The sequence below is a fragment of the Streptomyces sp. NPDC005141 genome (genome assembly GCF_053599975.1).
On record NZ_JBSFYW010000009.1, the window covers coordinates 72,885 to 96,796 of the forward strand.

Here is a 23,912-nt window from a genome sequence, read left to right on the forward strand (position 1 = left end):
ACCGGCAGTTGCCGGTCGGGGGCCCACCCGTTTCGTGCGGCTTTCGTACGGTCGGGAGGAGGTCGTTCGGAACCGCGCCGGTCCGGCCCGTGCCGGGCGCCCAGATCCCGGGGCGGTCCGAACGGCGTCCTACACCTCGAGCTTCTGGCCGCGCAGCAGGAACCACGCCGCCACCGCGGTGGCGAGCAGGACCACCGCGCCCGCGCCGGACGCGAGCGCCAGACCGTCCACGAAGGAATCCCTGGCCGCGCTCAGCAGCGCCTCGGAGGTGTGCCCGGGAAGGCTCCCGGCGGCCTCCACCGCTCCGCCGAGCGAGTCGCGCGCCTCGGCCGGTGTGCCCGCTGGTCCGGCGAAGCCCGCGTAGACGCCGGTCACGATCGAGCCGAGCAGGGCGATACCGAGAGCCGCGCCGAGTTCGTACGCCGTCTCGGAGACCGCGGACGCGGCGCCCGCCTGGTCCTTGGGTACGGCGGAGAGGATGACGTCGGCGGTGACGGTGAACGAGAAGCCCGCGCCGACGCCGACGACCAGCAGCGCGGCACCGAGCAGCGGATAGCCGGTGGAGCGGTCGAGCAGGGTGAGCGTGCCGAGCGCGAGACCCACCGCGGCGAGTCCGGCGGAGACGACGGTGCGCACGGAGAACCGCCGCGCGAACCTTCCCGCGACCAGACCGGCCGCCACCGCGCCCACAGCGGCGGGGATTTCGGCCAGCCCCGCCTCGAACGGCCCCCGGCCCTGAACGAGTTGCAGATACTGAGAGAGGAAGAACACGAGTCCGGACAGGCCGAGCACGGTGAACAGGTCGGCGAGCACGGCACCGGAGAATCCCCGGTTGCGGAACAGCCGGACATCCAGCAGCGGTGTGGGAAGCGTCAGTTGGCGGCGCACGAACCAGAAGAGCGCACCGGCGCCCAGCAGACCCGCGGCGAGTGCCTCGCCGCTCGCTCCGTGCGCGGCGACCTCCTTGACCGCGTACACCGCACCGATCACACCGACGAGCGAGAGCGTGACGCTGATCAGGTCCCAGGGTCCGTGGGTCGGGCTCTTCGACTCGGGCAGCAGCCTGCCGCCGACGAGGACGAGCACCACCATCACCGGAAGGTTGATGAGGAAGACCGAACCCCACCAGAAGTGTTCGAGCAGGAAGCCGCCGACGACGGGACCGACCGCCGTACCCGCGGAGGCCGTGGCACCCCAGATGCCGATGGCGAGGCTGCGCTCGCGCGGGTCGTGGAAGATGTTGCGGATCAGGGCGAGGGTGGCCGGCATCAGGGTCGCGCCCGCGACACCGAGCAGTGCCCGCGCCAGGATCATCATCTCGGGTGTCGTGGCATAGGCGTTGAGCACGGATATCAGACCGAACGCCGTCGCGCCGACGAGCAGCAGCTTCTTGCGTCCGATGCGGTCGCCGAGGCTGCCCATGGAGACGAGCAGACCGGCGATGACGAAGGAGTAGACGTCACCGATCCACAGGAGCTGGGTGCCGGAGGGCTGCAGGTCCTCACTGATGTACGGCGTCGCGAGGCCGAGGACGGTCGCGTCCACGGCCACCAGCAGCACGGCGAGGACGAGGACGCAGAGCGCGAGCCAACGACCGGGGCGCTTCTGCACCTCCGTCGCGAGCGCCGGCTGCAGGGTGCTGGTCATGATTCCTCTCTCCGTAGCGCGCCGCCGAGCAGCAGCTCGACGATCATGTGGTGGAAGTCGTTGGCGGCGACCCGGCCCTCGGTCACGGCCCAGGCCGCCGAGGCCATCAGCCCGTAGAGCGCCTCGGTGAGCCAGGCCGGGGTGAGATCGATGCGGAACTCGCCGCTCTGCTGTCCGCGCCGGAACAGCGCGGCCATCCGGGCGTCGAGCCGGGCCCAGCCCTCGTGCTGGCCGTCGCCCTCGAACAGCTGGTTCTCCGTGTAGAGGAAGGCGAGCAGTCCGGCCACCTTCTCCAGCTCCCGCACCAGGCGGCGCACGGCCTCCTGGGCGGTGCCGTCGTCGAGGCGGGCCGCGTCCAGAGCGGCCTCGCACTCCTCGATGCCGAGCGCCTCCAGCGCCCGTACGAGCGCGTCACGGCCGGCGAACTGGCGGTGCAGCGTGGCCCGGCTGATCCCGGCGGCCTTGGCGACCTCGTCCATGGTCGCGGTGGATTTCCGGGTGAGCAGGGCGGCTGCGCTGCGCAGCACGTGGTCACGGTCGACAGCCATGAGACAACGGTACCGCATATGAGACATCCCTGTCTCACAGGGGGCACGCGTGTCTCAGTCGTGTGGCGTACGACAGGACGAGCGGCACTCGGAGTATTCGGGTGAGCCGGGGTGGACGCTTCGCCCTGGGCCGGCTACTCGGAGTGTGTTCGGGTGCCCCTCGGACGCTTCGCCGGGGGCGCGGTGCTCAGTGCCAGGGCAGCTGCCCGCGCCGCTCCCAGTACGCCCCCGGCTCCTCCACGAGGGCGGCGAGCCGGGAGAGCTGGTCGTCGTCGAGGTCGACGACCGGGGCGTGCAGGTTCGAGGCGAGCTGGCTGGCGGTGGCCGCCCCCGAGAGCACGACGCCCGCCCAGGGCTGCCGCAGGATCAGCGCGAGCGCGACCGCGTCGCAGTCGAGAGAGGTCTCCAAGGCGACGGCCCGCAGCGTGTCCGGCGCGTGCGACCGCGCGAGCCGGCCGTTGGCCAAGCCCTCCTTGACGATCACCGTGAGGCCGGCGTCGTGGGCCTCGGCGAGCGCCGGGGCGGCCGAGGTCTCCAGGACGTTGTACGTGGACTGGACGGTACGGAAGAGCGGATCGCCGTCGACCGTCACGGCGAGCGCTGCACGGATCGCCTCGGCCTGGGCGGGCCCGCTGGTGGAGAAGCCGATCGACAGGCCTCCGGCGGCCGCTTCGGCGAGTGCCGCGTGCAGCTCCTTGTCGGTGAGGGCCGGACTCTCCGGAGTCACCGAGTGGATCTGGTAGAGGTCCAGCCGGTCGCCGAGCAGCTCCGCGGTCTCGGCGCGCTGCCGCTCGTACATGGCGAGGCCGTGGTCCTTGACCTCGTGCGCCTCGGCGTCGGTGCGCCAGTCCGCCGTGTACCGGTAGCCCCACTTGCTGCCGATGACGATGTCGTCGATGTCCGGGCGGCGGCGCAGCCAGTCGGCGAGGAACTCCTCGGAGCGGCCGTAGGAACGGGCCACGTCGAAGTAGCGCACCCCCTGGGCGTAGGCGGCTTCGAGGAGTTCGTGGGTGCGCTCGCGCAGGGCGTCGACACTGCGGTCGGGCGGGAGGTCCTCCGCGCGGCCGAGATTGATGTAGCCGGGGCGGCCGACGGCGGCGAGCCCCAGTCCGATGTGGGCGGTGGGAGTCGTGGCTGAGGCGAGACGTGCGAAGGGCATCGCGGCTCCGTTCGGTCGGCTCCTTTACGGCTGCCGACCAACGTAACCCGCGACGCCCTCCGTCGAACGGCACCCGCCCCGTACGCGAACCGCTTCCGCTCTTCCGCGCCCGGGGAGAGGCAGCCGCCCCCGGCGTCGAACCGTGCCCTGCGGCACATGCCCGCCGAGGCCGGTCAGGCCTCCGCCTCTCCCCCGGGCCTTCGCGCGGGGGCTACTTCTTGTGCTTCGCCACTGCCCACGCCTGCTGGGCGGCGACGTCCGTCTTGATCTCGGCGAGCTGGACGGCGACCGCGCTGGGCGCCGTACCGCCGCGGCCGTCGCGGGAGGCGAGGGCGCCGGAGACGTTGAGGACGGACCGCACCTCGGGCGTCAGATGCGCCGAGATCTTCGCGAACTGCTCGTCGGTCAGCTCGTCCAGTTCCTTGCCGTCCGCCTCGGCGACCTTCACGCACTCACCGGCGACCTCGTGCGCGACTCGGAACGGCACGCCCTGCTTGACCAGCCACTCGGCGATGTCGGTGGCGAGCGAGAAGCCGGCCGGGGCCAGCTCCTCCATGCGCTCGCGGTGGACGGTCAGCGTGGCCATCATGCCGGTGAAGGCGGGGAGCAGGACCTCCAGCTGGTCACAGGAGTCGAAGACCGGCTCCTTGTCCTCCTGGAGGTCGCGGTTGTACGCGAGGGGCAGGGCCTTGAGCGTGGCCATCAGCCCGGTCAGATTCCCGATCAGGCGGCCCGACTTGCCGCGCGCGAGCTCGGCGATGTCCGGGTTCTTCTTCTGCGGCATGATCGACGAGCCCGTGGAGAACGCGTCATGGAGGGTGACGAAGGAGAACTCCTTCGTGTTCCAGATGATGACCTCCTCGGCGATCCGGGAGAGGTTCACACCGATCATCGCGGTGATGAAGGCGAACTCCGCCACGAAGTCGCGGGAGGCCGTGCCGTCGATGGAGTTGGCGACGCTGCCGTGCTCGAAGCCGAGGTCCTTCGCGACCGCCTCCGGGTCCAGGCCGAGGGAGGAACCGGCCAGGGCACCGGAGCCGTACGGCGAGACGGCCGTCCGCTCGTCCCACTGGCGCAGCCGCTCCGCGTCCCGGGACAGGGACTGGACATGGGCCAGCACATGGTGGGCGAACAGCACCGGCTGGGCGTGCTGGAGGTGCGTGCGGCCGGGCATCGCCACGTCCGGGTGGGCCTCCGCCAGGCCGATCAGTGCTTCCTGGAGGTCGGCGATCAGGCCGCCGACGATCCGGGCGTGGTCCCGCAGGTACATCCGGAAGAGCGTGGCCACCTGGTCGTTGCGGGAGCGGCCGGCGCGCAGTTTGCCGCCGAGGTCGGGGCCGAGGCGCTCGAGGAGGCCGCGCTCGAGAGCCGTGTGGACGTCCTCGTCGGCGATCGTGCCGACGAAGGAGCCGTCGGCGACATCGGACTCCAGTCGGCCGAGGCCCTCGATCATCCGGGTGAGCTCGTCCTCGGTGAGCAGCCCCGCGCCGTGCAGCACGCGCGCGTGGGCACGCGAACCGGCGATGTCGTAGGGCGCGAGGCGCCAGTCGAAGTGGACCGACGCGGACAGCTTGGCCAGGGCCTCGGCGGGACCGTCGGCGAAACGTCCGCCCCAGAGCCGAACGTCACCGCTGTTGCTGCTCACTTGCGTTACTCCTCGAAAGGTGTGGATGTGCCACCGCCTCCCCACGCGCGAGTGAGGAGGCGGCTGTCAGGCTAGTGCTCGGGAGGCTTCGAGGCGGCGGACACGACACGGCCCGCGCCAAGTCCCGTACGGCTTACGCCTGGTCCCGCTTGGCGGCGATCTTCGACGACAGGCTGTAGATGTCGATGAAGCCCTTGGCCGCGGCCTGGTCGAAGGTGTCACCCGTGTCGTACGTCGCGAGGTCGAAGTCGTAGAGCGAGGTGTCGGAGCGCCGGCCGGTGACGACGGCGCGGCCGCCGTGCAGGGTCATCCGGATGTCGCCGTTGACGTGCTGGTTGGCCTCGTCGATGAATCCGTCCAGGGCGCGCTTGAGCGGGGAGAACCACTGGCCGTCGTAGACCAGTTCGCCCCAGCGCTGCTCGACCTGCCGCTTGTAGCGGGCGAGTTCACGCTCGACGGTGACGTTCTCCAGCTCCTGGTGGGCGGTGATCAGCGCGATCGCGCCCGGAGCCTCGTACACCTCACGGGACTTGATGCCCACGAGCCGGTCCTCGACCATGTCGATCCGGCCGATGCCCTGGGCGCCGGCGCGCTCGTTGAGCTGCTGGATGGCCTGGAGCACGCTGACGGGCCTGCCGTCGATGGCGACCGGGACACCCTGCTTGAAGGTGATGACGACCTCGTCGGCCTCGCGGTGCTCGGCCGGGTTCGAGGTGTACTCGTAGATGTCCTCGATCGGGGCGTTCCAGATGTCCTCCAGGAAGCCCGTCTCGACCGCGCGTCCGAAGACGTTCTGGTCGATGGAGTACGGGGACTTCTTGGAGGTGGCGATCGGGAGCTGCTTCTCCTCGCAGAAGGCGATCGCCTTGTCCCGGGTCATCGCGTAGTCACGGACCGGGGCGATGCACTTGAGGTCGGGGGCGAGGGCGACGATGCCGGCCTCGAACCGCACCTGGTCGTTGCCCTTGCCCGTGCAGCCGTGGGCGACCGTGGTGGCGCCGTGCTTCTGGGCGGCGGCGACGAGGTGCTTGACGATCGTCGGCCGGGAGAGGGCGGAGACCAGCGGGTAGCGGTCCATGTAGAGGGCGTTGGCCTTGATCGCCGGGAGGCAGTACTCGTCGGCGAATTCGTCCCGGGCGTCCGCGACCTCGGCCTCGACGGCACCGCAGGCGATGGCGCGCTTGCGGATGACGTCCAGGTCCTCGCCACCCTGGCCGACGTCGACCGCTACGGCGATGACCTCGGCGCCCGTCTCCTCGGCGATCCAACCGATGGCGACGGAGGTGTCCAGACCCCCTGAATAGGCGAGTACGACGCGCTCGGTCACGGGATTCTCCTCACAGTGCATTCGCTGACATGCATGAGTATGCAGCACTCTGCATGATTCGTCAATCTCGGCCCGTCCGGCGACGGAATCTTCCGGGAGCTTGAACACGGGAAACCGCTTTCGCGTATCTCCCGCTGAACGCAGGCGCCGCGTTCGCGTACGGCAGCACCACGGACAACGACCGCCCGGACGACCACCGGGCGGTCCCACCCCCGACCCGAATGAGGCTTCCGCATGTCCAGGGCTCTTCCGAAGTACAACAAGCGGCGTGTCGTGATGATCGGCGGAGCGTCCGCCGTCGTGCTGTCCGCCGCGGTGATCGCCGGCAGCGCCCTGGCGGGCGAGACCCCCGGGAGCGGCGCCAGGAACGCCACGACGAAGGCCGCCGCGAACACCGTGAACTGCCCGGCCGTGGCACCGAGCCTGCCCGCGGTGCCCGCGTCCGCGAAGGCCGAGGTCGACCGTAACCTCGCCCTGCTGAACACCCAGATCGCCGAGGCGAACAAGAGACTGGTGGACACGGCCGGGCAGGGCGGCCCGAACTTCGTCCAGAACGCGATCCTCGGCCCCCTCAAGGACAAGCGCGTCGCCACCGTCAACCGCATAGCGACGGCCATCGGCCGTACGGCCGCCAAGCCGCAGGGCCTGGACGCGCTGGCGCCGTGCACCCTCAACGGCGCGGGGGGCGCGGCCACCGGCAGCGCCGCGCCCAGCGCGCCGGCCACCGCGCAGGCGGGCGGGGCCGCCGGTGACACGGGTGCCGCCACCGCCGCGGGAACCATCGCCTGCCCGGACGTCGCGTCGAAGCTGCCCGCCGTCCCGGCCTCCGCGAAGGCCGAGGTCGACCGTAACCTCGCCCTGCTGAACACCCAGATCGCCGAGGCCAACACCCGCCTGGCCGCCACCGTCGGGCAGGGCGGGCCCAACTTCGTCCAGAACGCGATCCTCGGCCCCCTGAAGGACAAGCGGACCTCCACGATCGACCGCATCGCGATCTCCATCGGCCGCACCGCCGCCAAGCCGACGGGACTGGACTCCCTCGCCGCCTGCACGGTCACCCCGTGACGTGACAGGCGACGTGACCGCCCCGCCAGCGCCGGCCGGGGCGGCCACGGGGTTCCGGCGATGCCCCTGAACGGCGTCGCCGGAACCGCAATTCCTTAGACAGCCGAAAGACTTTCCCGAATAATCGTTAGACATGGGAAAGACCTATGAGCACATCGACGGCCGCCTCCGCACGTTCATCGAGGCGCAGCCCCTCTTCTTCACCGCCACCGCACCGCTGTCGGGGGACGGCACGGTCAACCTCTCCCCCAAGGGACTCACCGGCTCCTTCGCCGTACTGGACGAGCGGACGGTGGCCTACCTGGACTTCGCCGGGAGCACCGCCGAGACGATCGCGCATCTGCGTGAGAACGGCCGGATCACCCTGATGTGGTGTGCCTTCCAGGGCCCGCCCAACATCGTCCGGGTGCACGGCCACGGCGAGCCGGTCTTCCGCGACGACCCGCGCTTCGCGGAACTCCTCGGCCATTTCGCCGGCATCGACCCGACCCCGCACGGACTGCGCGCGATCATCGTCGTGACCGCCGAGCTGGTCCGCGACAGCTGCGGCTACGCCGTGCCCCGCATGTCCTACGACGAGGACCGCGATCTGCACGGCAGGCGCTTCGCGCGCGAGGACGACGTCTCGCTGAGCGAGTACTTCACCAAGAAGGAGCACATCGCGACGAGCCTGGACGGACTGCCCGGGCTGCCGCTTCCGCTGCCCCCCAGTACCGTCTGAGCCATGCGCCTCGGAGCCGCCGCCCTCGCGTCCGCGTCCCTGCTCACCCTGGCCCCGGGCGGGCCGCCGCCCCTGCGCGAACTGCCCGCGCGGATGGCCGACACCGGCGGCGGAACCCAGCTGATCACCGCTCAGGCACCTCGCGGGAAGGCAACGTCGGGGACGCTCACCTGGTGGAACCGGAACGGCGGGCGCTGGGTGCGGGCCGGATCCGCCCGCGCGCGGTTCGGGGCGGGCGGACTGGTCGAGGGCCGGTCGCGGCGCCAGGGCACGAACACCACCCCCACGGGCCTGTACGAGCTGCCGTACGCGTTCGGTATCGAGGCGGCGCCGGAGGGGACCTCGATGCCGTACCGCCGGGTGCGTGAGGGCTCCTGGTGGTGCCAGGACAACGCGTCCCGCTCGTACAACCGGTGGACCGAGCCGCGCCCCGCGGACTGCCGGGCCGGCGAGTCCGAGCATCTGATCACCTACAGGAAGCAGTACGCGCACGCCGTCGTCATCGGGTTCAACTACGAGCGGCCGGTGCGCGGCCGCGGCGCGGGGATCTTCCTGCACGTCGACGGGAGCGGGGCCACGGCCGGTTGTGTGTCCGTGCCCGCGGGCGCGATGCGGCGGATCCTCGCGTGGGCCGATCCCGCGCGCGGGCCGCACATCGCCATCGGCACGGCGAGCGGGGCGACGGCGCTCTCCCGGTACTGACAGAACCCCGGAACGCGCCTCGGGCCGCGGGTGACCGGCAGGCCACAGCGCGGTTCGGGCCGCGGTTCAGGCGACGGGTAGTCGTACGGTGAACGTCGTCGCTCCGGGGCGGCTCTCCAGGCCGACCGTGCCGCCGTGCGCCTCGACCACGGCCGCCACGATCGACAGACCGAGCCCCGCTCCGGTGCCGGCACCGTCCGCGCGGCGGCGGTCCGCCCGGGTGAAGCGTTCGAAGACGCCGGGGCGGACGTCCTCGGCAACCCCCGGTCCGTCGTCGTGGACCTTCAGCACGGCCTCCGTGCCGGCACCCTCCAAGGACACCGTCACGCCGGTGCCGACAGGCGTGTGCACACGGGCGTTGGCCAACAGATTGGCCAACACCTGTTGGAGCCGGTGGGCATCGCCCGTCACGGTCACCGGCTCCTCCGCCAGCTCCAGCACCCACCGGTGGCCGGGGCCCGTCGCGCGGGCATCGGTGACCGCGTCGAGGACGAGGTGGGTGAGGTCGACGGGAAGCCGCTCCAGGGGGCGTCCGGCGTCGAGGCGGGCGAGCAGAAGCAGGTCGTCGACCATCTCCCCCATGCGCGTCGACTCGGCGGCGATCCGTTCGAGGGCGCGGGTCACCTTCGGGGGCACCGGGCCGGGGTGCAGCAGTGCGAGCTCGGCGTGGCCGCGGACCGAGGCGACCGGGGTGCGCAGCTCGTGGCTGGCGTCGGCGGCGAAGGTGCGCAGCCGTTCCTCGCTCGCGTGCCGCTTGGTGAGTGCGTCCTCGACATGGCCGAGCATGCGGTTGAAGGCACTGGCGACGCGGCCCACCTCGCTGCGCGGGTCGGACTCGGGCGCACGTGGGGGCAGCGCCACCTCTCCGCTGGCGAGCGGGAGTTCGCTGACCCGGGTGGCGGTCGCGGCGACCCGGTTCAGCGGGCGGAGCGACCAGCGCACCCACAGGGCCCCGGCGACTCCGGCGACCACGAGGGCCATGCCGAGGACCAGGGAGGCGACGAGTTCCAGCCGGTGGACGGCCGCGTCGACCGGCTCCGTGGGCAGCCCGGTGATCAGTACGTCGCCGTCCTGGCCGGAGGCCGCCAGCACGCGGTAGTCCCCCAGCCCCGAAAGGCAGACGGTGTGGGCGCGGCCGTCCACCGGGACCCCGGCAAGTACCGCCTCGTCGCGGGCGGTGGGATCCACGTTCCGGACGGCAGTGGTGGTGCCGGACGGCACGACCGCGGCGTTGGTGACGTCCTCGCCCACCAGGCGCGCTCCGAAAGTGCCGGCGCTCTGCCGGCGGGTGTCGCCGTGTTCGTCACCGTCGTGGTCGGACGGCTTCACCGAGCTGTGCTCCAGGCTTGCCGGGAACCGCGCGCCGGCTTCCTGCAGCTGCTGATCGAGACGGCCGGTGAGGAAGCCGTTCAGTTCGTACACCGCAGCCACGCCGACGGCGGCGCAGCTGACGGCGAGCAGCACCACGAGCCCGGCGGTGAGGCGGGCGCGCATCGTGCGCGGGCGCGGCAGAGCGCGCAGGGCCGGCCTCAGGCGGAGCTTCCATCGCCTGCCCCGGGCCCACCTGGTCGCCCTCACCGGCCGGCCGCGGGTTTGATGACGTACCCGGCGCCCCGGACCGTGTGGATCATGGGCTCGCGGCCCGCGTCGACCTTCTTGCGCAGGTAGGAGATGTAGAGCTCGACGACATGGGCCTGGCCTCCGAAGTCGTAGGACCAGACACGGTCGAGGATCCGGGTCTTGCTGAGCACGCGGCGCGGGTTGCGCATCAGGAAACGGAGCAGCTCGAACTCGGTGGGCGACAGCTCGATCAGGTCGCCGCCCCGGGTGACCTCACGCGCCTCCTCGTCCATCGCCAGGTCCCCGACGACGAGCCTCGGGCCCTCGTCGCTCCGGCGGGCCATGCCCGCGCGGCGCAGCAGTCCGCGCAGCCGGGCGACGACCTCCTCCAGGCTGAACGGCTTGGTGACGTAGTCGTCGCCGCCCGCGGTGATACCGGCGATGCGGTCCTCCACGGCGTCCCGGGCGGTGAGAAAGAGGACGCAGACGCCCGGCAGCACGGTGTGGAGGTCGCGCAGCACGGTGAAGCCGTCGGTGTCCGGGAGCATCACGTCGAGGACGACGGCGTCGGGCAGCAGTGCGCGCGCCTCGACGGCGGCCGAGGCACCGTCGCCCGCGGTACGGACCTCCCAGCCCTCGTAGCGCAGGGCGCCGGACAGGACCTCGGCCAGGTCCGGATCGTCGTCGACGACGAGAACGCGTACGGGCGTCCCGTCGGGCCGGGTCAGCGAGGGCGGCCTGGCGACACCCCGGGAGCGGACGGCTCCGGATTCCGGGACTCGGGCAGCGCCGGGCTCCGGGACTCGGGCAGCGCCGGTGCCTGGGGCGCGAGGAGCCTCGGGGTCTGGGGCGCGAGGAGCCTCGGGATGCGGGGTGCCAGGAGCCTCGGGGTCGGGGGAGGGAGTGTTCATGTCGCCTTCCAGCATCGCCCCTCCATACGGTCGCGCCGTGCCTCGTGGCCTCTGAGTTTCCTCTGAGTCACCTCCCGCTCGAGGCCGCCGTCCTCCCCTCCGTTCTCCGCCTCCCCGGGCTCTCAGTTTGCTGTGAGTCCGCGCGGAACCGGCCCGTTCAGAGCCTCCTCAGAGGTTCCGGACGCACAGTTTCCTCCCGGACTGCCGGAAGAAGGACGGAAACATGACCACGGTGCACGAGCGGGCGGCGGACCCGCGCCCGACACGAGGACGCGGGCGACCACGGCCCTCGCCCGCGGGGCCGCTGCTGGCCCTGCTGTGGGCGGGAGCGGCCGCGGTCCTCGCCCTGTGGTGGAGGGACACCGGGTCGGTGGTGGGTACGGCCGGATGGCTGACGGACGCAGGACGGATCGCCGGGCTGCTGTGCGGCTACAGCTGCGCCGTCCTGGTGGCGCTGATGGCCAGGGTCCCGCTCCTGGAGCGGCGCATCGGCTCCGACCGGGTCGCCCGCTGGCACGCCATGGCGGGCCGCTACACGGTCTGCCTGCTGGTCGCGCATGTCACGCTGATCCTCTTCGGCTACGCCGCCCAGGACGGGGCGGACATCGCGCACGAGACGCTGAGCGTGGTGTTCGACTACCCGGACATGCTCGAAGCGACGATCGGCACGGTGATCCTGTTCGCCGTCGGGATCACGTCGGCGCACCTGGCCCGCCGCCGGATCAGCCACGAGTTCTGGTACTACGTGCACCTGCTGACGTACGCGGCGGTCTTCCTGGCCTTCTTCCACCAGCTCGCGCTCGGCTCCGACTTCGTCGGCGATCAGGCCGCGCGGGCCGCCTGGTACGCGCTCTACCTCGGTACGGCCGCGCTCGTCGTAGGGTTCCGGCTGCTCGCGCCGGTGCGGCTCAACCTGCGCCACCGGCTGCGCGTGGACGCCGTGCACCGGGAGTCCCCCGGAGTCTTCTCCGTCGTGATCCGCGGTGAGCGTCTGGACGAACTGGACGCCCGGCCGGGCCAGTTCTTCCGCTGGAGGTTCCTCGCGGACGGGATGCGGTGGACCTCGACGCCGTACTCGCTGTCGGCGCCGCCCCGGCCGGACCGGATGCGGATCACGGTCAAGGCGCTCGGCGACCACAGCGCGGCCGTGGGGCTGCTGCGGCCCGGCACCCGGGTGTGGGCCGAGGGCCCGTACGGCTCGCTGACCGCCGACCGGAGCACGTCGTCCAAGGCCCTGCTGATCGCGGGCGGCGTCGGCATCACGCCGCTGCGCGCCCTGTTCGAGACGCTGCCGGGCCGGGTCACGCTGCTCTACCGGGCGCGCACGGCCGAGGACCTGGCGCTGGGCGGCGAGCTGGAGGCCATCGCACGGTGGCGCGGGGCCCGCGTCCTGTACGCCGTCAACGCCGCCGACGGCACCCGCCCGCGACTCACCGCCGAGTCGCTCCGCGAGAGCGTGCCGGACATCGCCGAGCACGACGTCTATCTCTGCGGACCTCCCGCGATGGCACGGGATCTTTACGGGGCGCTGCTCGCAGCGGGTGTCCCCGACCGCCGTATCCACCACGAGTCGTTCGAGCTGTGAGGCCGCCGTGCACGCGCTGAAGAAGAACCGTCCGCTGCGCCGGGTGACGCTGGCGGCCGCCACCACGGTCACCGGTGTCGTCCTGCTGCTCTCGCTGAAGCCGCACACGCCGCCCACCCCGGCCGAGGCGTCCTCGTCCGCGGGGCATTCCTCGTCCTCGTCCCCGGGAGGCTCGTCCCAAGACTCCTCGGGCGGCTCCTCCGGATCGTCCGGCACGAAGAGCACGGGGACCAGGACCGTCACCGGCGACACCGTGCAGACCCGTTGGGGCCCGGTCCAGGTACGGATCACGCTGAAGAACGGCAGGATCACCGAGGTGACGGCGGTCGCCTACCCCTCGGAGAATCCCAGGGACCAGGAGATCAACAGCTACGCGATTCCCCAGCTCAGGCGTGAGGCACTGGCCGCGCAGAGCGCGGGGTTCGACTCGGTCTCGGGGGCCACCTACACCAGCGACGGATACAAGAGGTCCCTCCAGTCGGCACTCGACTCCGCCGGCCTCTGAACGCACGGGCGTTGTGGACCGTATCTCTGGGCCAGGGGGCCACTCCCCTCGCCCCGTCTCCAGGACGAACACGGAGGAACCGTGTCCACGATCGCCGGTGGTCGCGCCGCGCGGCGCCAGACCATGCGCCGAATCCGCCCTCGCCGCTCGCCCGCCGTCCCGCTGCTGATCGCCGTCTGGGCGGGCGCGGCGGGAGTCATCTGGCTGTGGTGGAACAACACCCCGTCCATCGCGGACAACAACGGCAGGATCCTCAACGCGGGCCGCATCACCGGGCTGCTCGCCGGATATCTGATGGCACTCGTGGTGCTGCAGATGGCCCGCGTTCCCGCCCTGGAGCGCAGGGTGGGATCCGACCGGGTGGCGCGCTGGCACGCGATGACCGGCCGCTACACGATCTGTCTGGTCCTCGCCCACCTGTTCCTGACCATGTGGGGCTACGCCCTGCAGTCCGGCAAGGGGCTCGGCGGGATCGTGCAGCAGACCGTCGACTCGGTCAACCAGCTGCCCGACATGGGCAAGGCCGCGATCGGCACGGGCCTGCTCGTGCTCATCGGGTTCATCTCCATGGGCTGGCTGCGCCGGCTGATCCCGTACGACACCTGGTACCACGTCCACCTGCTGACGTACGCCGCGGTGTTCCTGACGTTCTGGCACCAGCTGTCCACCGGCAACGACTTCGCGGTGGAACCCGTCGCCAAGACCGTCTGGTACGGGCTGTACGGGTCGGTGACGGCGCTGGTCCTCTGGTACCGAATCCTTTCTCCTGTCCGGCTGAACCTGAAGCACCGGATGCGGGTCGAGGCGGTCATCGAGGAGACGCCCGGCATCGTGTCGGTACTGATCAGCGGGCGCAAGCTGCACCGGATGGGCGCGGAGGCAGGGCAGTTCTTCCGCTGGCGCTTCCTGGCGCCCGGGATGCGTTTCAGCTCCCACCCGTACTCGCTCTCGGCGGCGCCCCGCCCCAACATGCTGCGCATCACCGTGAAGGCGATCGGTGACCACAGCGCCGCCCTGCGGGATCTGGAGCCGGGCACCCGGGTGTGGGCCGAGGGCCCGTACGGCGCCCTGACGGCCGGCAAGCGCAGTCGCGGCAAGGTGCTGCTGGTGGCGGGTGGCGTCGGCATCACCCCGATGCGGGCCCTGTTCGAGACCCTCCCCGGCGCGTCCGGCGACCTCACACTGCTCTACCGCGCCAACACCACCCAGGACCTGGCCCTGTGGGACGAGCTCGCCGCCATCTCCAAGGAGCGCGGGGCGCGTCTGATGTACGCGGTGAACAGCCCCGACGGGGAGCGCCCGGACATCTCGGCGGAGTCCCTGCGCCGCAAGCTGCCCGACATCGACAGCCACGACGTCTTCATGTGCGGGCCGCCCGGCTTCGCGCAGCAGGTGTACGACGCACTGCGCGGCGCGGGGGTCCCCGCCCGCCGCATCCATCACGAGTCGTTCGAGATGTGAGCGACGGGAGCCAGGAGCGATGAAGAAGAGTCACCCCATTCGGCGGTTCATGCTCGCGACCGCCGCCACCGTGTCCGGAATCGTGCTGCTTCTCGCGCTCAAACCGGCGTCCGATCCGGCCGCCGCGTCGGCGCAGGGCGAAGCGGCGCCCCAGCAGACGGCCGCCGGGCAGGAGTCGCCACAGGGCGGCAGCGCTCAGCAGTCGGGGACCCAGACCGTCACCGGTGACGTGGTGAAGACCCAGTACGGGCCGGTCCAGGTGCGGCTGACCATGAGCGGCGGCAAGATCACCAAGGCGGACGCGGTCCAGGCCCCCGCGGGCGGAACCAGCGATCAGAAGACCGCCCTCGCGATACCCGAACTCAACAAGGCGACGCTCACCAAACAGAGCGCCGACATCGACGCCGTCTCCGGCGCCACCTACACCAGCAGCGGCTACAAGCAGTCCCTGCAGTCGGCCCTGGACAAGGCGAAGACCGCCGGCGGTACGTCGCAGTCCTCGGGAGCGGCCGGGGCGTCCCCGTCACCGAAGGCGCCGGCCACGCAGACCCGGATCATCACCGGAAAGATCGCCCAGACCCAGTACGGCCCGGTCCAGGTCCGTCTCACGTTCGCCGGCACCAAGGTCACCAAGGCCGAGGCGGTCCAGGCTCCGAGCGGCGGACGCAGCACGGAGGTCAGCGACAACGCGGTACCGAAGCTCAACCAGGAGGCCGTCGCGGCGGGTGGCAGCGCCGACATCGACGCCGTCTCCGGCGCCACCTACACCTCCGGCGGATACAAGAAGTCGCTGCAGTCGGCCCTGGACAAGGCCGGTGGCTGAACCCGCGGAGGAGGCACCGCCGGCGCTGCGCCATGCCGAGGAAGTGATGGGCACCGTCTTCTCCTTCGACGTGCGCGGCGGGGAACCGGACGCCGTGCAGGCGGCGTTGCAGGAGGCGATCGCCCGACTCCACCATGTGGACGAGGTGTTCAGCACCTACCGCGAGGACAGTCAGATCTCCCGGCTGGTACGCGGAGAACTCACCGTCGAGGAGTGCGACCCGGAGGTCGCCGAAGTGCTCGCGCTGGGCGCGGAGGCGGAACGGGTCAGCGACGGCTGGTTCAGCACGCGGTACGAGGGCCGGCTCGATCCGACGGGGATCGTCAAGGGCTGGGCGGCCGAACGTGCGGCCCTGCACCTCGTCGCGGCCGGGGCGAGCGGGGTGAGCGTCAACGGCGGCGGCGACGTCCAGCTGTGCGGCGTCCCCGGGCCGCACCGGCCCTGGCGGGTGGGCGTGTCGGATCCGCTCCGCCCGGGTTCGCTCGCCGCCGTGGTCTCCGCGGCCGGTGTCGACGAGCTGGCCGTGGCGACCTCCGGCACCGCCGAACGCGGCGCCCACATCGTCGATCCCCGCACCGGCAGGTCGGCGGTCACCGACCTGCTGGCCGTGACCGTGGTGGGTCCCCGTCTGACCTGGGTGGACGCCTGGGCGACGGCGGCCTTCGCGATGGGCTCGCGGGCGGGCCTCGACTGGCTGGAGTCGCTACCGGACGTGGAGGCCCTGCTGATCACGGCGGGCGACGAGGTCAGATGCACGGGCGGACTCGCCCAGCGCCTGGGGTGACCGGGGTCCCTTCAGGTGCAGGAGCGAGGGCGCCCGTACGGTCGGCCGCGCCCGCCCCCGTGTCACAGGCACGCACAGGCCGAGGCGCACCCCCTTCGGGGCGCGCCTCCGCCGTCGTACCTGTCAGTGATCGTTCTGGGCCAGCCGCAGCAGGTGATCGGCCAGTGCCTGCCCGCCCGTCGGACCACGGCTGATCAGCAGCAGGGTGTCGTCACCCGCGATCGTCCCGAGAATGTCGTGCAGCTCCGCCTGGTCGATCGCCGAGGCGAGGAACTGGGCGGCCCCCGGCGGGGTGCGCAGGACCACGAGATTCGCCGAGGCCTCCGCGGAGATCAGCAGCTCCGAGGACAGCCTCCGCATCCGCTCCTCCTTCGCCGACTCCCCCAGCGGCGCGCGCGGGGTGCGGAACCCGCCCTCGCTCGGCACCGCGTAGATGAGGTCGCCGTCGTTGTTGCGGATCTTCACCGCGTTCAGCTCGTCGAGGTCCCGGGAGAGCGTCGCCTGTGTGACGTTCAGCCCGTCGTCGGCGAGAAGCTTCGCCAACTGGCTCTGCGAGCGCACCGGTTGCCGGTTGAGGATGTCCACGATCCGGCGGTGGCGTGCGGTGCGGGTGTGCGGCACGGCAGGCCCTGCGTGCTCGTGGTCCTGCGCCTGACTCATCGTCGTCGTCCCATTTCCCGTGATCATCCGTCCCCGTTGGCTGCGTCGAGGATGCCGGGAAGGGCCCGGAGGAACGCGTCCACTTCGTCATCGCCGAGATTCAGCGGCGGCATCAGCCGTACGACATCGGGGGCGGGCGCGTTCACCAGGAAACCGGCGTCCTGAGCCACCTGCTGCACCTGGGGCGCGAGCGGCTCGGTGAGCACGATACCCAGGAGTAGTCCCGCACCCCGGACATGGTCGATCAACGGATGGCCGGAACCGCCGCCGGCGGCCTCGATTCCGTCCCGGAGCTTCTCGCTCGCGCGCTTCACGTTCTCCAGGAGTCCCTCGGACTCGATCGTGTCGAGCACGGCGAGTCCGGCGGCGCAGACGACCGGGTTCCCGCCGAAGGTCGTGCCGTGGTGGCCGGGCTTCAGCAGCCCGGCGGCGCGGCCGAAGGCGACGGTGGCACCGAGCGGCAGTCCGCCGCCGAGACCCTTGGCGAGCGTGACGATGTCGGGCAGGACGCCCTCGTGCGCCTGGTACTCGAACCAGTGACCGGTACGGCCGATTCCGGTCTGTACCTCGTCCAGCACGAGCAGGGCGCCATGGGCCGCGGTGATCGCGCGGGCCGCCTTGAGGTAGCCGGGGGGCGGCACGACCACGCCGTTCTCGCCCTGGATCGGCTCGATGATCACCAGCGCGGTGTCCTGGGTGACCGCCTCGGCGAGGGCCTGCGCGTCGCCGTACGGGACATGCGTGACATCGCCGGGCAGCGGCAGGAAGGGTTCCTGCTTGCCGGGCTGGCCGGTGAGCGCGAGGGCGCCCATGGTCCGGCCGTGGAAGGCGCCGGTGGTGGCGACCATATGGGTCCGGCCGGTCAGCCGGCCGATCTTGAAGGCGCCCTCGTTGGCCTCGGCACCCGAGTTGCAGAAGTACACCCGGCCCTCGCGCCCGAAGAGCTGGAGCAGCCGTTCGGCGAGCGCGACGGGCGGTTCGGCGACGAAGAGGTTCGAGACATGGCCGAGGGAGCCGATCTGCCGGGTCACGGCCCCGACGATCGCGGGGTGGCCGTGTCCGAGCGCGTTGACCGCGATGCCGCCGACGAAGTCGAGGTACTCCTTGCCGTCGGCGTCCCACAGCTTGGTTCCGGCACCGCGGACGAGGGGCAGTCGCGGGGTGCCGTAGTTGTCCATGAGCGCGCCCTGCCACCGCTGGGTGAGCTCTTGGTTGCCGGTCATGCCGCGTTCCCCGCTTCCTCGTCGTCCGGCACGACCATCGTGCCGATGCCTTCGTCGGTGAAGATCTCCAGCAGGATCGAGTGCTGGACCCGGCCGTCGATGACCCGGGCGGTGGTGACGCCGTTGCGCACGGCGTGCAGACAGCCCTCCATCTTCGGCACCATGCCGCTGGCCAGCTCGGGAAGGAGCTTCTCCAGCTGGGAAGCGGTGAGGCGGCTGATCACCTCGTCGCTGTTCGGCCAGTCCTCGTAGAGGCCCTCGACGTCCGTGAGGACCATGAGCGTCTCGGCGCCCAGCGCGGCAGCGAGTGCCGCAGCCGCCGTATCAGCATTGACGTTGTAGACATGTCCGTCGTCCTGGCTCCGGGCGATCGAGGAGACGACCGGGATCCGGCCGTCGGCGAGCAGAGCCCCGATCGCGCCCGTGTCGATCGCGGTGATCTCGCCCACCCGCCCGATGTCGACCAACTCGCCGTCGATCGTGGGCTGGTGCTTGGTCGCGGTGATGGTGTGCGCGTCCTCGCCGGTGAGGCCGACGGCGAGCGGTCCGTGCTCGTTGAGGAGCCCGACCAGCTCGCGCTGGACCTGTCCGGCCAGCACCATGCGGACGACGTCCATCGCGTCCTCGGTGGTGACGCGCAGGCCCGCCTTGAACTCGCTGACGATGCCGTGCCGGTCGAGGGCGGCGCTGATCTGCGGTCCGCCGCCGTGCACGACGACCGGCTTGAGGCCCGCGTGGTGCAGGAACACGATGTCCTGGGCGAAGGCGGCCTTCAGCTCGGTGTCGATCATGGCGTTGCCGCCGAATTTGACAACGACGGTCTTGCCGCGGTGCCGGGTCAGCCAGGGCAGCGCCTCGATGAGGATCTGTGCCTTGGGCAGAGCGGTGTGCTTGCGGGTCACATTGCTCATGAGGAATACGCGCTGTTCTCGTGGACGTAGTCGGCGGTGAGGTCGTTGGTCCAGATCGTGGCGGTCGCGTCGCCCGCGGCGAGGTCCGCGACGATGTGGACCTCGCGGTAGCGCATGTCGACGAGTTCGCGGTCCTCGCCGACACCGCCGTTCTTGCAGACCCAGACGCCGTTGATGGCGACGTTCAGCCGGTCCGGCTCGAAGGCGGCCCCGGTGGTGCCGATCGCGGACAGCACACGGCCCCAGTTGGGGTCCTCGCCGTGGATCGCGCACTTGAGGAGGTTGTTGCGGGCGATGGAGCGGCCCACCTCGACGGCGTCGTCCTCGGTCGCGGCGCCCACGACCTCCACCTTGATGTCCTTGCTGGCGCCCTCGGCGTCGCGGATCAGCTGCTGACCGAGGTCGTCGCAGACCGCGCGTACGGCTTCGGCGAACTCCGCGTACTCCGGGGTGACTTCACTGGCCCCGGAGGCGAGCAGCAGCACGGTGTCGTTGGTGGACATGCAGCCGTCGGAGTCGACGCGGTCGAAGGTGGTGCGGGTGGCGTCGCGCAGCGCCCGGTCGAGGTTCTCGCTGTCCACGTCCGCGTCGGTGGTGAGCACGACGAGCATGGTGGCGAGGCCGGGGGCGAGCATGCCGGCGCCCTTGGCCATGCCGCCGACGGTCCAGCCTCCCCGCGTCACGACCGAGGTCTTGTGCACGGTGTCGGTGGTCTTGATGGCGATGGCGGCCTTCTCGCCGCCGTGCGGGCCGAGCTGGGCGACGGCCTTGTCGACGCCGGGGAGCAGCTTGTCCATCGGCAGCAGCACGCCGATGAGACCGGTCGAGCACACGGCGATCAGGCCCGGGGCGTGCCCGCCCGATTCGTCGAGTCCGGCCGCGTTGAGGGACTCGGCGACCTTCTCGGCGGTGGCATGGGTGTCCTGGAAGCCCTTGGGGCCCGTACAGGCGTTGGCGCCGCCCGAGTTGAGGACGACCGCGGTCAACTGACCGCTCTTGAGGACCTGTTCCGACCAGAGGACCGGCGCGGCTTTCACGCGGTTGGAGGTGAAGACGCCCGCGGCGGCGCGGCGGGGCCCGTTGTTGACCACGAGGGCCAGGTCCGGGTTGCCGTTCTGCTTGATCCCCGCGGCGACCCCGGCCGCGCTGAATCCCTGTGCTGCCGTGACGCTCACGGTGCGACTCCGATCGTGGAAAGTCCCAGCTCCTCGGGGAGACCGAGGGCGAGGTTCATGCTCTGGACGGCACCGCCCGCGGTGCCCTTGGTCAGGTTGTCGATGGCACTGATCGCGATGATGCGATGTGCGGCGGCGTCGTACGCGACCTGGACCTGAACGGCGTTGGAACCGTAGACGGACGCCGTGGCGGGCCACTGCCCCTCGGGAAGGAGGTGGACGAAGGGCTCGTCGGCGAAGGCCTTCTCGTAGGCGGACCGGACCGACTCGGCGGTGACCCCGGGCTTCGCCTTGGCGCTGCACGTGGCGAGGATGCCGCGGGGCATGGGCGCGAGGGTGGGCGTGAAGGAGACGGTGACGGGCTCTCCGGCGGCCGCGGTGAGGTTCTGGATCATCTCGGGGGTGTGCCGGTGGACGCCGCCGACGCCGTACGGGGTCATCGATCCCATGACCTCGCTGCCGAGCAGGTGCGCCTTGGGCGCCTTGCCGGCACCCGAGGTACCGGAGGCGGCGACGATGACGGCCTCGTTCTCGGCCAGCCCGGCCGCGTATGCCGGGAAGAGGGCGAGTGAGGCGGCCGTCGGGTAGCAACCGGGCACCGCGATGCGCTTGGACCCCTCCAGCGCGGCGCGGGCGCCCGGCAGTTCAGGGAGGCCGTACGGCCAGGTCCCGGCGTGCGCGGAGGCGTAGAACAGCTCCCAGTCGGCCGGGTTCTTCAGCCGGAAGTCGGCGCCCATGTCGACGACGAGGACATCGGGGCCGAGCCGCTCGGCGACCGCGGCGGACTGCCCGTGAGGCAGCGCCAGGAACACCACGTCGTGTCCGGCCAGCACCTCGGGGGTGGTCTCCGCGAGGACGCGGTCGGCGAGGGGCAGCAGATGCGGCTGGAGCGCACCGAGCCGCTGGCCCGCGTTGGAGTTGCCGGTCAGGGCGCCGATCTCGATCTCGGGGTGTGCCAGGAGCAGACGCAGCAGTTCCCCGCCCGCGTACCCACTCGCTCCCGCCACTGCCGCACGTATCGCCATGGAACCCTCCTCTTGGATGGCATGACTATACGTATCGCTGCACGTTTATGCAATCTTGTTCGCGGGCTCGACGACGGCTCGACTGTGCTCGACTGTGACCGAGAATTTTAGTTGGCGAATGAGAACGATAGTTGGCGGATGCCAGGGGTGTAACGCTGCGTTACCGCTAGGCTTCCGGGCTGACGACGCCTGGCCGCGACGGTTGACACCGTGGAGCCAAGAACAGCCGATCCGGTCCTCGAGTGGTTGAGTTGCCTGCCCAAGCGTTACCTGCGTGTGTGTTCGGAGAACGCCGTCTACCTCACCATGGCCACGCTGCTCGTGCGGTGCCTCGCAGGATCAGCCCGCTGACAGGCTTGTCAGACGCCCTCGCGGGCGTGGAACTGGCGGGCGGTGGCGAGGTTCACGGCCCATCTGGAGTCCTGTCACCGGGGCGCGTCCGGCACCGGCTCGCCCTCTGCCGGGGGGTATGTCGCCCCTGCAGTTCGCGTGGCTGCAGGTGAACTGGATCGGTCGTGATTCGTCTGAGAGCCCGCCGGGGCCGCTGCCCCCGGGGCACGTCACAGCGCGAACACCGGGACCCCGGGGTACGGGTCACACCGCACACCCCCCGAGCCCGCGAGGGCGCCGCGAGCGACGGCGCGAGGGCCGGCCCGCGACATGACAGCCGCCAGCATCTCCGCCTCGCTCGCGGTCCCGTCCACGACCAGATCGGCCGCCGCCCGGGAGGGCGCGCCATGGGCTGCGTGGCGGTCCCTGCCGGTCTGCAGATAGTTGCGTCCGCTGGCCCACTCTGTGAGTTCAGACCAGGAACGGTCAGCCACCGATGGGCTGGTGTGACCGAGACTTCTAGGGGGCGGGTCATGATCTGAACCGTGGAGGTCAGGGGCACCCGGAGGGTTCTTGTTGGCGGATCTTGAGGCTTCAAGACCGGCCGGGCATTGGACAGGTTCCCCCGGATCATCGCCGCCCTATCGGGTATGGCACAGCGGTTCTGCACCATGCTGGACTGCGTCGACATTGGCTTCATCCCCGATGGCACCCTCGATGAGCTGCCGCTGCCCTCCCAACTCTGCGCCACCCGCGTTGGCGGGATCGATCTGAACAAGCCCCGGATCCGCGCCGTGCTGGCCGGAGTCCCGGCCGGCCCTGGCACCCGCCCCCGGCGGCTTCACCGCCGCCGACCTGACCGCCCAGGTCACCGCGATGCGTGGCATGGACGGCTACACCACCCGCCAGACCGCCTACGACCTGCGTAAACTCCGTGGCAAGAACCTGGTCGACAAACCCGGCCGAACCCGGCACCACCTCGTACCACCCGCAGCCGCCCGCAGCATCGCGGCTCTAACCACCCTCCGCGACAAGGTCATCAGCCCACTACTCGCCGGTGTCACCGAACCCCGACGCCCCCCCGCCACCTGGACCACCATCGACCAGCACTGCCAGACCCTCCGCTTGGAGATGATGGCCATGTTCACCGAACTGGGCATCGCCTGCGCATAGACAACATTTTGTCGATCGGGATTTCGTAAGCGCCTAGCCCTGTCTCCGGGAGGGTGAGACGGGCGCCGTCTCGCCGGAACCGACGGACGGGCCGGAGGCGGCGAGGTCGAGGAGAGTCATCTTGTCGTGGTCCGGGCTGCCGGGCGGCGCCATGTAGATGATGAGGCGCTGGCCTTGTGCGCGGTTGAGGGACAGCCCTTCGTGCGAGAGCGTCATCGTGCCGACCTCCGGGTGTCGGAGCGTCTTCTCGCCGTCGCCGATCGTGTGCACCTCGTAGCGCTCCCAGAGCCGGTTGAAGTCGGGGCTCTTGACGATTAGCTCACCTACGAGTGCGGCGAGATCCGGGGCATCCGGATCGGTGCCGGCGATCGCCCGCAACTGGGCGACGCACCCCTTGGCCTTCTGTTCCCAGTCCGCCCACAGCTCGCGGGCAGCTGGGTGCAGGAAGGTGTACCGGACGGTGTTCCGCTGCCGCTCCGGCCAGTCGGCGATGCCGTGGAGCAGCCGCAGCCCGCCGGGATTGGCCGCCAGCAGGTCGTTGGTGCGGCTCACGACGTACGCCGGGTTGGGCCGGAGCGTCTCCAGAAGCTGCGTGACGGTCGGACGGACCCGCCGTGACGGCAGGGGACGGGGCTCGGGCCCACGCCGCGCCGCCCGCGCCGCCAGCTCGTGCAGGAAGCCGCTCTCCTCCTGATTGAGGCGGAGCGCGTCGGCCAGCGCCTCGACCACGGAGGGGCTCGGATGGGTCTCCTTACCGCGTTCCAGACGTATGTAGTAGTCGATGCTCACACCGGCCAGCGCCGCCAGCTCCTCCCGGCGCAGACCCGGCGTACGGCGCGTTCCGGTTCCGGCGGGCAGTCCGACGTCTGCCGGGCGTACGTCGCCACGGCGGGCCCGCAGAAACTTTCCGAACTCGGTCACGTCGTCATTCTGCCAGCGTGTGATCAGGGGTCCAGCCCGGAGCCTGGCCCT

The 23,912-nt window shown here is 71.1% G+C and carries 22 protein-coding genes; 9 read left to right on the forward strand and 13 right to left on the reverse strand.

What is annotated here, in order from left to right:
• Positions 1–129: 129 nt before the first annotated feature.
• The 5 genes from ACWD68_RS09740 to ACWD68_RS09760 all read right to left on the reverse strand — a co-directional run bounded on the left by ACWD68_RS09740 (position 130) and on the right by ACWD68_RS09760 (position 6,326).
• Positions 130–1,647 (reverse strand): MFS transporter, encoded by a 1,518-nt coding sequence (locus ACWD68_RS09740; RefSeq protein ID WP_451805923.1) that lies wholly within the window; start codon positions 1,645–1,647, stop codon positions 130–132.
• A complete protein-coding gene (locus ACWD68_RS09745; protein ID WP_451805924.1) occupies positions 1,644–2,195 on the reverse strand; it encodes a TetR/AcrR family transcriptional regulator in 552 nt (183 codons plus the stop codon). The genes ACWD68_RS09740 and ACWD68_RS09745 overlap by 4 nt, the downstream gene beginning before the upstream one ends.
• Positions 2,196–2,382: 187 nt before the next feature.
• Entirely contained in the window at positions 2,383–3,354 is a 972-nt protein-coding gene (locus ACWD68_RS09750) for an aldo/keto reductase (protein ID WP_451805925.1), read from the reverse strand.
• Positions 3,355–3,565: 211 nt separating this feature from the next.
• On the reverse strand, positions 3,566–4,999 hold the full coding sequence (gene argH, locus ACWD68_RS09755) for an argininosuccinate lyase (protein ID WP_451805926.1): 1,434 nt from the start codon (positions 4,997–4,999) through the stop codon (positions 3,566–3,568).
• 133 nt (positions 5,000–5,132) lie between these two features.
• On the reverse strand, positions 5,133–6,326 hold the full coding sequence (locus ACWD68_RS09760) for an argininosuccinate synthase (RefSeq protein ID WP_451805927.1): 1,194 nt from the start codon (positions 6,324–6,326) through the stop codon (positions 5,133–5,135).
• Positions 6,327–6,560: 234 nt separating this feature from the next.
• Here ACWD68_RS09760 and ACWD68_RS09765 point away from each other — a divergent pair, with 234 nt between their 5' ends.
• The 3 genes from ACWD68_RS09765 to ACWD68_RS09775 all read left to right on the forward strand — a co-directional run bounded on the left by ACWD68_RS09765 (position 6,561) and on the right by ACWD68_RS09775 (position 8,814).
• The gene (locus ACWD68_RS09765; RefSeq protein ID WP_451805928.1) at positions 6,561–7,391 is read left to right on the forward strand and encodes a hypothetical protein; all 831 of its coding nucleotides are present in this window, start codon (positions 6,561–6,563) and stop codon (positions 7,389–7,391) included.
• A 133-nt stretch (positions 7,392–7,524) separates the two neighbouring features.
• Entirely contained in the window at positions 7,525–8,112 is a 588-nt protein-coding gene (locus tag ACWD68_RS09770; protein ID WP_451805929.1) for a pyridoxamine 5'-phosphate oxidase family protein, read from the forward strand.
• A 3-nt stretch (positions 8,113–8,115) separates the two neighbouring features.
• The gene (locus tag ACWD68_RS09775; RefSeq protein WP_451805930.1) at positions 8,116–8,814 is read left to right on the forward strand and encodes a L,D-transpeptidase family protein; all 699 of its coding nucleotides are present in this window, start codon (positions 8,116–8,118) and stop codon (positions 8,812–8,814) included.
• 66 nt (positions 8,815–8,880) lie between these two features.
• Here ACWD68_RS09775 and ACWD68_RS09780 read toward each other — a convergent pair whose 3' ends face one another.
• Both ACWD68_RS09780 and ACWD68_RS09785 read right to left on the reverse strand, forming a co-directional pair.
• Positions 8,881–10,308, reverse strand: a complete 1,428-nt coding sequence (locus ACWD68_RS09780; protein ID WP_451805931.1) for a sensor histidine kinase — start codon at positions 10,306–10,308, stop codon at positions 8,881–8,883.
• Positions 10,309–10,388: 80 nt separating this feature from the next.
• Positions 10,389–11,300, reverse strand: coding sequence for a winged helix-turn-helix domain-containing protein (locus ACWD68_RS09785; RefSeq protein WP_451805932.1), 912 nt, complete (start codon positions 11,298–11,300; stop codon positions 10,389–10,391).
• A 208-nt stretch (positions 11,301–11,508) separates the two neighbouring features.
• Here ACWD68_RS09785 and ACWD68_RS09790 point away from each other — a divergent pair, with 208 nt between their 5' ends.
• The 5 genes from ACWD68_RS09790 to ACWD68_RS09810 all read left to right on the forward strand — a co-directional run bounded on the left by ACWD68_RS09790 (position 11,509) and on the right by ACWD68_RS09810 (position 16,443).
• The gene (locus ACWD68_RS09790) at positions 11,509–12,870 is read left to right on the forward strand and encodes a ferredoxin reductase family protein (RefSeq protein WP_451805933.1); all 1,362 of its coding nucleotides are present in this window, start codon (positions 11,509–11,511) and stop codon (positions 12,868–12,870) included.
• Between the two features lie 7 nt (positions 12,871–12,877).
• On the forward strand, positions 12,878–13,375 hold the full coding sequence (locus tag ACWD68_RS09795; RefSeq protein ID WP_451805934.1) for an FMN-binding protein: 498 nt from the start codon (positions 12,878–12,880) through the stop codon (positions 13,373–13,375).
• Positions 13,376–13,498: 123 nt separating this feature from the next.
• Positions 13,499–14,836, forward strand: a complete 1,338-nt coding sequence (locus ACWD68_RS09800) for a ferredoxin reductase family protein (protein WP_451806022.1) — start codon at positions 13,499–13,501, stop codon at positions 14,834–14,836.
• 19 nt (positions 14,837–14,855) lie between these two features.
• On the forward strand, positions 14,856–15,659 hold the full coding sequence (locus tag ACWD68_RS09805) for an FMN-binding protein (RefSeq protein WP_451805935.1): 804 nt from the start codon (positions 14,856–14,858) through the stop codon (positions 15,657–15,659).
• A complete protein-coding gene (locus ACWD68_RS09810; protein WP_451805936.1) occupies positions 15,652–16,443 on the forward strand; it encodes an FAD:protein FMN transferase in 792 nt (263 codons plus the stop codon). Before ACWD68_RS09805 ends, ACWD68_RS09810 begins: the two co-directional genes overlap by 8 nt.
• Positions 16,444–16,566: 123 nt before the next feature.
• Here ACWD68_RS09810 and ACWD68_RS09815 read toward each other — a convergent pair whose 3' ends face one another.
• Genes ACWD68_RS09815 through argC form a run of 5 tightly spaced genes read right to left on the reverse strand, consistent with a single transcriptional unit; the run spans position 16,567 to position 21,437 of the window.
• On the reverse strand, positions 16,567–17,103 hold the full coding sequence (locus ACWD68_RS09815; protein ID WP_351135320.1) for an arginine repressor: 537 nt from the start codon (positions 17,101–17,103) through the stop codon (positions 16,567–16,569).
• Between the two features lie 23 nt (positions 17,104–17,126).
• On the reverse strand, positions 17,127–18,326 hold the full coding sequence (locus ACWD68_RS09820) for an acetylornithine transaminase (protein WP_451805937.1): 1,200 nt from the start codon (positions 18,324–18,326) through the stop codon (positions 17,127–17,129).
• On the reverse strand, positions 18,323–19,237 hold the full coding sequence (gene argB, locus ACWD68_RS09825) for an acetylglutamate kinase (protein WP_451805938.1): 915 nt from the start codon (positions 19,235–19,237) through the stop codon (positions 18,323–18,325). Before argB ends, ACWD68_RS09820 begins: the two co-directional genes overlap by 4 nt.
• On the reverse strand, positions 19,234–20,412 hold the full coding sequence (gene argJ, locus ACWD68_RS09830) for a bifunctional glutamate N-acetyltransferase/amino-acid acetyltransferase ArgJ (RefSeq protein ID WP_451805939.1): 1,179 nt from the start codon (positions 20,410–20,412) through the stop codon (positions 19,234–19,236). The genes argB and argJ overlap by 4 nt, the downstream gene beginning before the upstream one ends.
• On the reverse strand, positions 20,409–21,437 hold the full coding sequence (gene argC, locus ACWD68_RS09835; RefSeq protein ID WP_451805940.1) for an N-acetyl-gamma-glutamyl-phosphate reductase: 1,029 nt from the start codon (positions 21,435–21,437) through the stop codon (positions 20,409–20,411). The genes argJ and argC overlap by 4 nt, the downstream gene beginning before the upstream one ends.
• 1,206 nt (positions 21,438–22,643) lie before the next feature.
• Here argC and ACWD68_RS09840 point away from each other — a divergent pair.
• Positions 22,644–22,940 carry a hypothetical protein gene (locus tag ACWD68_RS09840; RefSeq protein WP_451805941.1) on the forward strand — a complete coding sequence of 99 codons (297 nt, stop codon included), beginning with the start codon at positions 22,644–22,646 and terminating at the stop codon, positions 22,938–22,940.
• A 33-nt stretch (positions 22,941–22,973) separates the two neighbouring features.
• Here ACWD68_RS09840 and ACWD68_RS09845 read toward each other — a convergent pair whose 3' ends face one another.
• Positions 22,974–23,861 (reverse strand): helix-turn-helix domain-containing protein, encoded by an 888-nt coding sequence (locus tag ACWD68_RS09845; RefSeq protein WP_451805942.1) that lies wholly within the window; start codon positions 23,859–23,861, stop codon positions 22,974–22,976.
• Positions 23,862–23,912 lie beyond the last annotated feature (51 nt).

Bases quoted from the DNA above. Each gene is read 5' to 3' on its own strand.
- ACWD68_RS09740 (WP_451805923.1), bottom strand. From the start codon at position 1,647: ATGACCAGCACCCTGCAGCCGGCGCTCGCGACGGAGGTGCAGAAGCGC.
- ACWD68_RS09745 (WP_451805924.1), bottom strand. From the start codon at position 2,195: ATGGCTGTCGACCGTGACCACGTGCTGCGCAGCGCAGCCGCCCTGCTC.
- ACWD68_RS09750 (WP_451805925.1), bottom strand. From the start codon at position 3,354: ATGCCCTTCGCACGTCTCGCCTCAGCCACGACTCCCACCGCCCACATC.
- ACWD68_RS09765 (WP_451805928.1), top strand. From the start codon at position 6,561: ATGTCCAGGGCTCTTCCGAAGTACAACAAGCGGCGTGTCGTGATGATC.
- ACWD68_RS09770 (WP_451805929.1), top strand. From the start codon at position 7,525: ATGGGAAAGACCTATGAGCACATCGACGGCCGCCTCCGCACGTTCATC.
- ACWD68_RS09775 (WP_451805930.1), top strand. From the start codon at position 8,116: ATGCGCCTCGGAGCCGCCGCCCTCGCGTCCGCGTCCCTGCTCACCCTG.
- ACWD68_RS09780 (WP_451805931.1), bottom strand. From the start codon at position 10,308: ATGCGCGCCCGCCTCACCGCCGGGCTCGTGGTGCTGCTCGCCGTCAGC.
- ACWD68_RS09785 (WP_451805932.1), bottom strand. From the start codon at position 11,300: ATGCTGGAAGGCGACATGAACACTCCCTCCCCCGACCCCGAGGCTCCT.
- ACWD68_RS09790 (WP_451805933.1), top strand. From the start codon at position 11,509: ATGACCACGGTGCACGAGCGGGCGGCGGACCCGCGCCCGACACGAGGA.
- ACWD68_RS09800 (WP_451806022.1), top strand. From the start codon at position 13,499: ATGCGCCGAATCCGCCCTCGCCGCTCGCCCGCCGTCCCGCTGCTGATC.
- ACWD68_RS09805 (WP_451805935.1), top strand. From the start codon at position 14,856: ATGAAGAAGAGTCACCCCATTCGGCGGTTCATGCTCGCGACCGCCGCC.
- ACWD68_RS09815 (WP_351135320.1), bottom strand. From the start codon at position 17,103: ATGAGTCAGGCGCAGGACCACGAGCACGCAGGGCCTGCCGTGCCGCAC.
- ACWD68_RS09820 (WP_451805937.1), bottom strand. From the start codon at position 18,326: ATGACCGGCAACCAAGAGCTCACCCAGCGGTGGCAGGGCGCGCTCATG.
- argB (WP_451805938.1), bottom strand. From the start codon at position 19,237: ATGAGCAATGTGACCCGCAAGCACACCGCTCTGCCCAAGGCACAGATC.
- argC (WP_451805940.1), bottom strand. From the start codon at position 21,437: ATGGCGATACGTGCGGCAGTGGCGGGAGCGAGTGGGTACGCGGGCGGG.
- ACWD68_RS09840 (WP_451805941.1), top strand. From the start codon at position 22,644: ATGCGTGGCATGGACGGCTACACCACCCGCCAGACCGCCTACGACCTG.